Source organism: Roseivirga sp. YIW32 (assembly GCF_057219245.1).
In genome coordinates, this window is record NZ_JBXVVG010000002.1 from 1,276,844 (window position 1) to 1,288,597 (window position 11,754).

The 11,754-nt window shown below is 43.8% G+C and carries 10 protein-coding genes and 1 tRNA gene; 3 read left to right on the forward strand and 8 right to left on the reverse strand.

Going from position 1 to position 11,754, the window contains the following annotated elements; all coding sequences use genetic code 11:
• The first annotated feature begins 28 nt into the window (after nucleotides 1-28).
• Nucleotides 29-811 (forward strand): amidohydrolase, encoded by a 783-nt coding sequence (locus tag AC2D6U_RS14520; protein ID WP_484721713.1) that lies wholly within the window; start codon nucleotides 29-31, stop codon nucleotides 809-811.
• On the opposite strand, the gene AC2D6U_RS14525 is transcribed toward AC2D6U_RS14520, so the two are convergent.
• Together AC2D6U_RS14525 and AC2D6U_RS14530 are read right to left on the reverse strand one after the other, a co-directional pair.
• Nucleotides 786-1,166, reverse strand: a complete 381-nt coding sequence (locus tag AC2D6U_RS14525; protein ID WP_484721714.1) for a hypothetical protein — start codon at nucleotides 1,164-1,166, stop codon at nucleotides 786-788. The two genes, AC2D6U_RS14520 and AC2D6U_RS14525, sit on opposite strands and share 26 nt — an antisense overlap.
• Nucleotides 1,166-3,319, reverse strand: coding sequence for a T9SS type A sorting domain-containing protein (locus AC2D6U_RS14530; protein ID WP_484721715.1), 2,154 nt, complete (start codon nucleotides 3,317-3,319; stop codon nucleotides 1,166-1,168). Before AC2D6U_RS14530 ends, AC2D6U_RS14525 begins: the two co-directional genes overlap by 1 nt.
• A 93-nt stretch (nucleotides 3,320-3,412) precedes the next feature.
• Here AC2D6U_RS14530 and AC2D6U_RS14535 point away from each other — a divergent pair, with 93 nt between their 5' ends.
• The gene (locus AC2D6U_RS14535; protein ID WP_484721716.1) at nucleotides 3,413-4,693 is read left to right on the forward strand and encodes a UDP-N-acetylmuramoyl-tripeptide--D-alanyl-D-alanine ligase; all 1,281 of its coding nucleotides are present in this window, start codon (nucleotides 3,413-3,415) and stop codon (nucleotides 4,691-4,693) included.
• Nucleotides 4,694-4,787: 94 nt separating this feature from the next.
• Here the strand turns inward: AC2D6U_RS14535 and AC2D6U_RS14540 are convergent, their stop codons facing one another.
• From AC2D6U_RS14540 to AC2D6U_RS14555, 4 genes are read right to left on the reverse strand one after another with little or no spacing between them, the layout of a single operon-like run.
• Complete coding sequence (locus AC2D6U_RS14540; RefSeq protein ID WP_484721717.1) at nucleotides 4,788-5,750, reverse strand: FecR family protein; 963 nt, start codon at nucleotides 5,748-5,750, stop codon at nucleotides 4,788-4,790.
• Nucleotides 5,751-5,792: 42 nt separating this feature from the next.
• A complete protein-coding gene (locus AC2D6U_RS14545; protein WP_484721718.1) occupies nucleotides 5,793-7,487 on the reverse strand; it encodes a TonB-dependent receptor plug domain-containing protein in 1,695 nt (564 codons plus the stop codon).
• Nucleotides 7,426-8,511, reverse strand: coding sequence for a carboxypeptidase-like regulatory domain-containing protein (locus AC2D6U_RS14550; RefSeq protein WP_484721719.1), 1,086 nt, complete (start codon nucleotides 8,509-8,511; stop codon nucleotides 7,426-7,428). The genes AC2D6U_RS14545 and AC2D6U_RS14550 overlap by 62 nt, the downstream gene beginning before the upstream one ends.
• Before the next feature lie 60 nt (nucleotides 8,512-8,571).
• Nucleotides 8,572-9,063, reverse strand: coding sequence for an RNA polymerase sigma factor (locus tag AC2D6U_RS14555; RefSeq protein ID WP_484721720.1), 492 nt, complete (start codon nucleotides 9,061-9,063; stop codon nucleotides 8,572-8,574).
• Between the two features lie 212 nt (nucleotides 9,064-9,275).
• On the opposite strand from AC2D6U_RS14555, the gene AC2D6U_RS14560 reads away from it, so the two are divergent.
• Nucleotides 9,276-9,350 (forward strand) — tRNA-Val (locus AC2D6U_RS14560).
• 675 nt (nucleotides 9,351-10,025) lie between these two features.
• Here the strand turns inward: AC2D6U_RS14560 and AC2D6U_RS14565 are convergent.
• Entirely contained in the window at nucleotides 10,026-10,628 is a 603-nt protein-coding gene (locus tag AC2D6U_RS14565) for a hypothetical protein (protein ID WP_484721721.1), read from the reverse strand.
• A 42-nt stretch (nucleotides 10,629-10,670) separates the two neighbouring features.
• Nucleotides 10,671-11,750, reverse strand: coding sequence for a glycoside hydrolase family 130 protein (locus AC2D6U_RS14570; protein WP_484721722.1), 1,080 nt, complete (start codon nucleotides 11,748-11,750; stop codon nucleotides 10,671-10,673).
• Nucleotides 11,751-11,754 lie beyond the last annotated feature (4 nt).

Below are 11,754 nucleotides of genomic sequence, written 5' to 3' on the forward strand. Positions count from 1 at the left end.
AGAGCGGGTCTTCTCCTTATATTTGTTTATGCAGCAACTCAAACTTGCACTCATTCAATCCGAAATACACTGGCATGAGATCAATGCGAACTTAGCCATGTACGAAGAAAAGATATGGCAGCTCAATGAGCAGGTGGATGTGATTGTTCTTCCTGAAATGTTCCAGACCGGCTTTACCAAGGAAACGAGTCTTGCCGAACCGATGAACCTGACCACCTTCAAGTGGATGAAGCAAATGGCGGCCCAGACGAAAGCCGCAGTGACGGGTTCTTACATGGTCAAGGAGAATGGAAAGGTATTCAATCGCCTTTTATGGATGCAGCCAAATGGGCATTACGTGAGTTACGATAAGGCGCACCTCTTTCGCATGTCAGGCGAAGATCAATACTTTGATGAAGGCAATGAACGTCTTATCGTGGAGTGGAAAGGCTGGAAGATCTGTCCAATGATCTGTTACGATCTAAGGTTTCCTGTGTGGTCTCGCAATACAAATTTGGAATATGACCTGCTGCTCTATGTTGCCAACTGGCCGGCTGTGCGCATAAGCGCTTGGGATGCCCTCTTGAAGGCGCGGGCAATAGAAAATTTAAGCTATGCTGTGGGCGTAAATCGAGTAGGGGATGACGGGAATGCCATTGCTTACAATGGCCACTCCGCTGCGTTTGATCCAAAGGGGGATGTGATGGTTTTTTCTGAACAGGATGAACTACTAATTCTTACCTTGAACAAACTGGATTTGGTAACCTACCGTGAAAAATTTCCAGCACAACTGGATGCTGATGCTTTTACTCTATCGTCAAAAAGTTTTTGATCAATTCAAGATCTCCCTCCTGATGAATTTCTGTGTCGAACAGGCTGAGCATCTTTGCTAAAACCGGATGCTCTCCGTCAAATATTGTCATTATCGGTTGTTCTTTTTTGCGTAAAGCTTCGAATAGTCCTGCCAAGACACCTATCCTGACTTCTTTATTGCCTTCGATCCAAAGGACAACTTTTTTGGCTTCTTTGATCAGGTCTTTGCCAATAGCCAATTGGTATTGATCGGAGGCTTGATCGGCTTCGAATAGGGTTAGTCCGGGAAAGTTTTTCTTTAGCTCATTACGAAGCGGATGAGTATAATGAATCTCCTCTATGGGTTTTGCCTGAAGGTAAATGAAGAGCTGCATTATTGAATGATCACTTTGGTGCTTTGTGTTTGTCCATCTTCATTAACGACACGGAAAATGTAAAGACCACTGGCCAATCCATTGGTCGCTAGGCTTACTTCATTGCCGGGAGTGATGGGGAGGCCTTCAATTATCCTTTGCCCGTGCATATTGACAACCTCTAAAACACCGTTTGCATTGGTCAGAACCTTGATCTCCGTTTCTGCAGGATTTGGCCTCACCCTCAAGAGAATGGTTTCTTGATTGCCATTATTTTCACTGATGTTGTCCAGCATCAGCAATCCGCCTTTGATAGAGCCTAATACCAAAATAGGTAACCCTTTCCCGAAGATATCGGCTGAGGTCATGGCCTGTTGTATTCCCAAGGAAGAGCTACGCGTTCTTTCATTGTCAAAATAAATGCTCGAGATAGGATTTGTTGCCAAAAAATCTAGATCGATTGGCCCTCTATACGCTCTTAGTTCACCGCTTAGGTCAGTCGTAAGCAAGTCGTCGATACCGTTTCCATCAATATCAGTGACCAATACATTTAAATTGAGTCGTTCGAAATCATCAATGATCCCGGCAAAGGCTCTTTGCTCAGGACTGAAAGTAAAATTTCCTTCATTGATAAAAAGAGAAAGTGAACCGAACTGTTTGCCCAACAGCAGGTCAGGATCTTGGTCTCCATCGATGTCATACCAGAGGGCGTGGTCGTTGGCGGCAATGTTGATGGATAGGCTAAGGGCAGGGGCAAAATTTTGGTTACCTGTGTTTTGACGAAAGTAAATGGCTGAGTTGCCTAACGGATCCGTGCCTTGATAACATAAGTCCAGATCGCCGTCTAAGTCTAGGTCAACAAACCGGGGTTTGATGAAGGTCAATTCTTCACCCAGCAGGCTCAAGTAATTCTCATCCACCAGCTCAAATTGAGGAGCTACAGGGTTGCCTACATTTTCTAAAAGCAGCAGCTTGGCGAAAAAGCCGGAAGACTCCAGTCGTCCTTTATTCCCAATGATCAAGTCCTGATCTCCATCCTGATCGATATCAACAAATTCTGGGTAGGCGTATTCACCGAAATCGAGCATTTCATTTTGAAGGAAGGGTTGTGCGTTTTGATAGTCAGGAATTAGCGCATTGCCTACGTTCGGAAAAACGTTGACATGAGCGGCCAATTCAATTTGATTGCCAATGTTTTCATCGGCATTCGTTGATATCAATAGATCCAACAGTCCGTCTTCGTCAATATCTTCCAAGAAGGCACTTGGAAAGAAAGGAAAACCCACTGGATCGTTCGCTGGAAATCTTTGAATACGGGTCATCAGGGCATTGTTGGCATCCCCTTCATTTTCTATGAAATAGAGTGTTTCACAGGTTTCGTCAGAGGTGATCAGGTCTTGGTCACCGTCATTGTCTGCATCGAAAAGTAGGATGGTTTTACCGCCGATATGGGCAATGGCTTCGCTCTCATTCTGCTCTTGGATACTCATGCTTACGTTGCTGGTCGGACAGGCTTGCCCAAAGACAAAGTCATTGCACCCGCATTCCTCAAAATTCCCCCATCGCCGTTCACTGCGCGTGAACTCTAAACTCCCGCAGGTTCCGGTGTTCAGGTAAAGGTCAATGGAGTTGGCATTGCCAAACCGGAAAGTGAGGATGTCAAGCGCCCCATCGCCGTTGACATCGGCAATACCAGGGATATCGGTTGGTGCCATTTGTATGTTGGCACCATTGTCAAAGGTGAGGAAGTTTTTGGCCAAGGCCCAAGAGATCGCATCGCTAGTGCTGGTGTTGCGGTACACTTTGATGCCTAAAGAAGTTGTGGTAAACAGGTCTTTTTTGCCGTCACAATCAAAGTCTTTTAAAAGGAGTAAGGAACGAGTATCTGCTGGGAAGACATTGTCGAATTGAGGAGAGCGCACGTATCCCTCCGTTGTTCGTAAGTAGGTGGTGATGTCACGCGAGATGCGATGATAGATGACCAGGTCTTGAACGTTGTCTCCATTGAGGTCAAGTGTTTGAAATTGGGCTGCGTTCAATCCTCCTTCCCAAGCCCGAGATAAGGGGATTCCATTTGCTCGAACCGGTACATCAAATTTGGGCTGAAACCGGAATTGTCCGATCATGGAACCGCTACAAAAGAGAAGGAACAAAAAGATGAGTACTTTGCTCATTGCCTGCAATCTAAGCTGAAAACTTTCTCCATTCAAGGTACTATAACGCAGTTTTTTGCATTAGTGTATTAACTTTGATCGAACCTTTCCAATATGATCGAATCACTCTATCAAGCCTATCTTTCGAGTAGTGGAATCTCTACCGATACCCGTACAATTGAAAAAGACAACATTTGGTTCGCCCTGAAAGGACCAAATTTTAATGCCAACAAATTTGCAGCGCATGCCCTTGACAAAGGCGCCTCCCTTGTGGTGGTCGATGATGCTGCTTATCAAAAGGATGAACGATATTTTCTCGTTGATGACGGGTTAAAGGCACTGCAAGTCTTGGCGATGCACCATCGTCAGCAGCTTAATATCCCCATTTTAGCCATCACGGGGTCTAATGGAAAAACCACGACCAAGGAATTGGTTCGAGATGTGTTGGCGAAGAAATACAAGGTGTTGGCAACGGTGGGTAATCTCAATAACCACATTGGTGTTCCGCTTACCTTATTGCAGATCGATGATGCCGTTGAATTTGCGGTGGTCGAAATGGGGGCTAACGCCCAACAGGAGATTGCCATGCTATGTCAGATCGCAAAACCAGATTATGGCTTGATCACGAATATTGGTAAGGCCCATTTAGAAGGGTTTGGAGGTGTGGAAGGCGTCTTTAAGGGAAAGACAGAAATGTATGATTTTTTGGCAGCCTCTGGCTGTTGTGTCTTCGTGAATACCAATTTCCCGCGCTTGGTTGAAAAGCTTCAAGTCTTAGGTATTGAACATACTTCTTACCCCAATCCAGGGAATGATTTGGAAGTAGAACTCGTCTCCGAAAAGCCGGCATTAGAGATCAAGGTGTATGATCAATTAGTGACCACCACATTAACCGGGGGCTACAACGTAGATAATATTGCTGCCGCACTGTGTGTAGGGCAATATTTTGGCGTAGCAAAAGAAGATGCACTAACAGCAGTGCGCACCTATGACCCTGACAACAACCGATCACAGGTTATGCAGAAGGGTAGCAATCTCATTGTGCTTGATGCCTATAATGCGAACCCTTCTTCCATGCGCGAGGCCTTAGTCAGTTTTGACAAGAGAGATGCAGAGCACAAAGTCGTTATTTTGGGTGATATGCTTGAATTAGGAGAAGCATCCGAAGAAGAGCATGAGGCTATCGGTCGACTCACCACAAGTTTGAAGAAGACAGAGGTCCATTTTTGTGGTAAAGAGATGCGAACGGCATTGATTGGTAATCCTGCTGCACATTATTGGCCTACGAAAGAAGCGCTCTCGGACTACTTAAAGGCCCATCCTTATGAAGAAGTTCAGGTATTGATCAAAGGTTCGCGTGGAATGGCCTTGGAAACCCTACTCGAGGTGCTATAAAAAAAGAGGGATGGCACCACCCATCCCTCAACCTCAACCTAAGAATTGGCGACCTGGTTAACTAACCAGTTTGTTTGTCACCTATTTTCTCACCTTATTTTCTCGTGAATCTGATGGTTTTTCCATCTTCAGAGATTTCGGCATCTATACTTTTTATCAACTTCAATAACTTGATCGCTGCATTAAGATCGTCAGTTGGCAATGTTGCCGTTAGCGGTTCTTCAAGCGTTGTTTTATCAAAGTCGTTGGTAATGACAATGTTGTATTGTCTTTCTAATTCCTTGAATACGGCACTCAGTGACATGCTTTCAAAGTCAAATTCTTTATTGCGCCAAGAAGCAACACGGTTAGGATTGATTTCAATCACATCGCTAAATTCCCCTTTCGTAATGGCTACCATTTCCCCAGGTGTGATGGCGACCGTTTCTTGACCATTGATTTTGTTTACAGCTACCTTACCCGTTTTACAGGCTACATTCAGCTCTCCTTCTCTTTCTCTTACATTAAAACTCGTGCCAAGGACGGTTACCGTACCGAGACTCGTTTGCACAGAGAATTGACTTCCTGGTTTTACTTCGAAAAAGGCCTCTCCCTCAAGTTGGACTAGCCTGTTTTCTTCCCATTCTTGTGGTGAAAAGGAAATAGAGCTCACCGCATTTAGGTGAACAGTAGAACCGTCTGGCAACATGACCGTACGGTTTTCAGCCAAACTGGTCGTAAAGACTGAGGATTCATTACTCAGATTTTCGTTTGACGGAAGCAGAAAAAAAGCACCTAAAGCTAAGATGAAAGAGGCCGCTACTCCGATCAACCAATTTCTTCTCGAAATGGAGATCACTTTAGGTGAATGTTGGGTTTGAGAGATTTTCTTTTCCAGTTCTTGCCAAGCGATTTGTTTGGATTTGTTCGACGGAACCTCCAGCTGCTTAGCACCTTCAACGAATTTCTCAAAAGCATCAAAATCGTCAACAGCAGCTTTCTCAGCAGCCTCTTTACTAGAGATCTTGCCTTCTAACCACTGCTGCTCCCAATTGATATGGTGCTTTTTTTCTTCCATTATGCTTTATTTACCCGCACTAACATACATACCCTACCCAAATTAGAAATATAAATTCAAAAATATTGAAGGGGTTAAGTCAAGCAATACCAAGTCCCGATAAAGTTCATCAGGGACCGTCGCTCCAGCCACCCCATTCAGCACATCTTCCAAGGCATCGGTTTTTAGTCTTCTGCTTTGCACGTTGATGCGGTTATATGCATTCAATACCGATAAACCGAATTCTCCTTTGAGGTGTTTGTTGCCAAACTTCAGTGCAGCCGATAGATCCAATCGATGGTATGCAGGAAGTCGCTCTGCAGTTTTATTGGTGTTAATGATCTCATAGTTAATCACATTTCCCTGGTTGTCAGAAATGAAATTGATCTCAGGAGCTAAGAACGGACGACCACTACCGTATATCCAGGACGCCGATAGTTTCCACTTGGGTAGATCAAGTAGATGCACGAATTTCAGTTCGTGCCGTTGATCAAGTCTAGCGGCAATTTCTGCTCCGCTGTTGATATTATCCAGCCTGTTAAAGGCACGTCCATAACTGTAGGCTAACCAACCCGTGTAGTTGCCTTTTGATTGTTGGATCAAAAAGTCAATGCCATTGATGTAACCATTTCCTCTAGCAAAGGTCAATTCGGGAGAGCGTTCATTGGTCAATGGGTCAACTAAGTGAGAAACCAGAAATTCATTGATCCCATCATTTTCCTTTCTGAAATATTCCAGATCCAAGATGAGCTGATCCTTTTTGTATTGCATGCCGACAATGTAGTGGTCTGATGTCATGACATCGATATCGAAGCCATTGGTTCTGGAGGCATTTTCAGCACTTAGGAACGAACCGTTTTGAACATTTGAAAAAGGATCATCAAAAATGACTTCTTGTAAGAGCTGAACATATTTGCCATAGGCAGCTTTTAGACCAAAGTTTGGAAGGAATTGATAATTGAATGAAATTCTTGGTGTCAAATAATTTTGCGTACTGATGTCGTTCACATTATACCGTAGCCCGGCTTTTAGCTGGAGTTTATCACCTATGTTAAAATTGTCTTCAAGGTAAAAGGACATGGTATTTCCTTGATCGGTCGGGTTGGGGTTTGTCTGCCCTCTACTTCGTTCTTCTTCAATGATCGATCTGTTTTCGATCTGTAGATTAGAAAAGTTGATACCTGCTGCTAAACGATGTTTTTTAAAGGAGTTGATTTCATTGTGAAAATTAACCTGTAGGTCTTTGACGTCATTATTTCTGACTAAGCGGTAAAGGCGCGTTTGGTCTCCGATGCTGTTGAATTCTTCGTCTTCAAAGAAGTAGTTGAAGTAATGATCCGATTCGGCAATTTGAAGGCTCGAGTAGTAGTTTGTGCTCCAGTTCCTGGACCAATTCAGTCCTAGTCCTCGATTACCCCATTCGGCTATTTCTGTGAAGGTGTTGACACTAAGGATGTCATTGGGGTCGTCAGGCGCTCTATCGATAATGTCGTAACTCGTATCTAAATTGTCTTTGCCATTGTATAAGCTAAAGCTTAGGAGGTCCCGTTGCGTTAGTTTATAGGAGGCCTTGAGGTTAAGGTCATAAAATGAAAAATCCGGACGGATAAAATCATCAGAGGTTTGGTCTTGAAGTTGATTTGACTGTTCCCTGTAATTGGCATAAAGCTTCTCAAATAAGTTACCTCTGATGATATCAGTGTAGGCTCTTCTGACATTGAAATGCAAAGCTCCTCTTCCAGCTGGCAAGCGGTACATTGGCATTGAATTTTGCACTAAGGAGATTGATCCCGAGGCTGTAATTAGGCTCGAGGTAAGAGCCGGTGTTTCCTGTCATGTCTACAACACCTGAGATTCTATTGCCATATTTTGCGCCAAAGCCCCCTTTATAAACCTGGATATCTCGAATGGCATCCGAATTCATTGCACTAAAGACACCAAAGAAATGATCTAATCGGTAAATGGTGAAGCCATCGAACAAGACCAGGTTGTGGGATGAAGGGCTGTTTCGGATGGACAATGCCGATGAGGTTTCATTGGTAGCACTAATGCCGGGCAAGAGCTGCAAGGCCCAAAAAACGTCAAGCTCGCCCAGACTCGGTAAAGAAGCCAAGGACTTTGGGTTGATGGTCATTTGAGAGATGGCATCACCATAGCTCACGGAATTAGGAACGGTTTCAACAACTTCGAATTCAGATAATTCCATGGTGGATTCCACCATCAAGATCTGTACAGTTTGGCGTGCTTTTCCTGGACTAAGCTTTACTTTTGAATCTTGATAACCCACATAGCGCACTTCAATCGTACTGGTGTCGGTAGGGATCGAAGGCAGCTTGAAAAAGCCATCCCTATTGGAGATGGTTCCTTGATTTCCGCCTTCAATTCGAATCAATGCATTGGGTAGACTTTCACCGGTCATGGCATCACGAACTACACCAAAAAGGGTGATGTCAAATAAACTAGGCGTATTGACATCTACACTGATTCTTTTTGGGACCAAAATGATGTTCTTGCCAACGATTTGGTAGTCAATTCCCGCGTTTTTGAAAATGCCGTTCAAAAATTCAGTCAGCGGAGTGTTGGCAAAGTTACCACTAACATTTACTCCCAAGATCAAGGCATCATCGTAGGACACATTGATGTCGTATTTGTTCTTAAGCGTCCTGATCACCTTGCTCAGCGCAGTGTTGTCGAAAACCTCATTAATGCGCGTAGCCTCTATGTTCTGACCAAACAAGGTAGTCGTCATGAATAAGAAACCGATGGCAACTAAAATTCGCACAGTGTAATGATGAGGGTTCTTTGGCGTAGTTCATACGGACAACGGCGAATCTCAGCAGATTTAGATCTTGTGCCCGAGATGCTGACGTATATGATTCAAGGCGCCGTGCATGCGTTTTTCTATGGCTTTAACGCTCAACTCCAGTCGCTCGGCAATTTCTTGATAGGTCATTTCATCAATGCGGTTCATCAGAAAAACTTCTCGCTGTTTTTCCGGCATTTCTCCGATCACCAGATCCAATTTGGCTTTGAATTCCTTCTCTTCAAGTTGGTATTCGGGAGATTCTTCTTCTTGTTGGATTTGGTGCTGTTCGGCAAAATTCATTTTCACCTTTTCATGCCGAATCTTGTTCAATAGCATGTTGTTGGCAATGGTGTAGAGGTAGCTCTTGACGGTTTCACTTTTTACTTGATCACGTTTATCCCAAAGTTTCATGAATACGTCTTGGCAGAGGTCTTCACTTTGGTCCATATCACCACATTTATAATAGAGGAAATTCCGAATGGGATCGTAATAAGTGTCAAAGAGTGCTTTGAATTCGTTGACCTCCATGAATTCGTGAATAGTAGCGTTAATGCAATTTAAATAAATCTGAATGAGTAGAAAGGCTTGGGGAGATTATTCGTTTGTTAAGAAATAAATGAAAATTATTTGAGAAGGTTGTTTGCAATAATAAAAACGAAAATTACCTTTGCAGACCCAAACAGAAAGATGGGTGTCAAATGGCACAATAAATCTTGAAAGTTGGTTCCCAAAAAAAGTTTGGGCGCTTAGCTCAGTTGGTTCAGAGCACCTCGTTTACACCGAGGGGGTCGGGGGTTCGAATCCCTCAGCGCCCACATCAAATACAAAGCTGCATCGAGAGATGCAGCTTTTTTCGTTTCTAGACCAATAGAAGCTTGCTTCGTTTTGGGCTGGAAACGAAAAAAGGCAAAAGCATAGCTTTTGTAGCTTTGATTTGCAGGAGTGGTTTCGCTCAGGGATCACCGCAGGTAATCCCGTTCATTATGTTTGTTGGTGACAACACCAAAAAGGGCAGAAAAAAGGAGAGCAGCAGAACTGCGTACTTTTGTATTTGTGGGAGTGGTTTCGCTCAGGGATAACCGCAGGTAATCCTATTTATTATGCTTGTTGCTGACAACACCAACAAGGGCAGAAAAAAGGAGAGCAGCAGAGCTGCGTACTTTTGTATTTGCAGGAGTGGTCTCGCTTGGGGATCACTGAAAGTAACCCCTCACAATATGCTTGTTGGTGACGACACCTACAATAGCTGGTTTTTGAACACCGCCCCATTTGACTGCCATCCGCAAGCCGTTGTGCTTTCATAAAAACCACACGATTCGTCTATGGGGCTCATTAGTGGATAACATCAATGGCCTGGACATTTAATTATGCTATTGGAGGAGTGAGAGCCGGAACTAATGGCAATTATGTGGTGACCTTTTTGAAGTTATAGTCAGTGATTAGTGAACCCAGTGAGTTAAGCTTACTAGAAATTGGAAAAGAACCACTGATCAAAATTGGGCGATGATCTCATCAACAAAAGGTCCCGCTTGGTTTTCCATCATGTCTCCAACATTGTTAAAGTTTGAGTGTAAATACTTGAGTTGTTTTTCATACCATTCAAACTCAGTTTTCATCGAACCATCCTTAATGAAAAGATCTCCCCATTGTAAGCCATAAAGCTTGTTTATCGCTAGTTGGTTATAATTATGTGTCATTGTTTCCAGCGATTGGACATAGTCATAACCTCCTATTAAACTTGCGGCCAAATCTGGGCTTAACTGAACGAAAACATCGGCGTTGAGCCCTGCTTGGGTAATGAGCAATGATTCATTGAACACTAGGTTGACTGGATAAAAACCTTCTTTTCTTTTAGAATCATCAAAGCTTTCTATCTCTGCCAATTCTTTCTCGATGGATCGCTCCACTTGTCTAACGCTGGCAATGAGCTTATTCAACTCTGACCGGAACGTGATGAAGTACTTCTCTCTGATTTCGTTTTCCCTTTGTACTTGCTGATAACGATTTAATTCAAAAGCACCATAAACACCGATGAAGACAATGATCAACTCGAAAATAAAACGACCAATCGTAAGTTTTTTCTCTGTTCTCAAGAGTTAGCTATTTTCACTGTTTACGCAATTTCCTGAAATGAGTTATTGATCAGCAATGGATACACCGACAAAAGAATCTGCCGTACCATAATAAAGCAACCATTGGTTCTTAAATGGCACCAGGGCTTCCAGGAAAGTTGTCCCTGCCTTGTATTGCCCCGTTACCTCATGCGTCAAAGTCGGGCAGATAAAGGGCTCATCAAGCCTGCTGATGAATTTGGATGGGTCAGATAAGTCAAACAATGCTTGACCTCCACAATATGTGCCTTTTGGGATGTTGTCAGCTGCAAGATCACCCTCGTCATTTTTGCCATTGTAGATGAGTAAAATGCCTTGATCAGTGACGAGAGCGGGAGGGCCGGGTTCGGTCAAGAAACTGTCGAAATATCCTTCCCTGGTTTCCATCACAATGGCCAATTCATCGCCATTGGTCAGAGGGGTCCAATCCAGAAGATCATCCGACCAAGCAAGGTTTACACCTCTTTCGCCAAAGTACATCCAGTATTTGCCATTGATTTTTGTCGCGATCAATTCATCGCCTTCCCTTCGGCAAACGATAGAACCCGATTTGCTCCACGTATCTAAGAATTGACCATCAAAAGCAGCTTCTAATGCTGGTCCCTCTTTTTGCCAAGTATACAGGTCATTACTGCGCGCAATGGAAAGTCTGGCGACATCTTGATTCCAGGAGGTATAAGTCATGATATAGCTTCCGTCCTCTGCTTTGACCACTCTCGGGTCTTCGCAACCTCCAGGGTAGTCGAATGCCAAATGGCGCGTTGAATCGGGGTAAAGGACAGGCTTTTCGAATTTGTTGAAGTTTAACCCATCCGTACTCCATGCCAGGCCAATACGAGAAGTTCTTCCTCCTAAGTATGCCTTTGGATTGTCTTCGGCTCGAAAGAACATGAAAATGGTATCGTTGCGATTGATAGCAGCAGGGTTAAAGATGTCTGCTTTTTGCCAAGCCACTAAGGTATCCGTGATTGGGTCGATGAACCTGTAGCTAGCATCTGCACGCATGATGGGGTTTTGCTCAGGTTTTTCAAAGCCTTGGAGCCATGGGCTTTTCTCCTGACATGCGAGAAGTGTGATGAATAAAAGGGGAAGTAATCGTCTCATGACA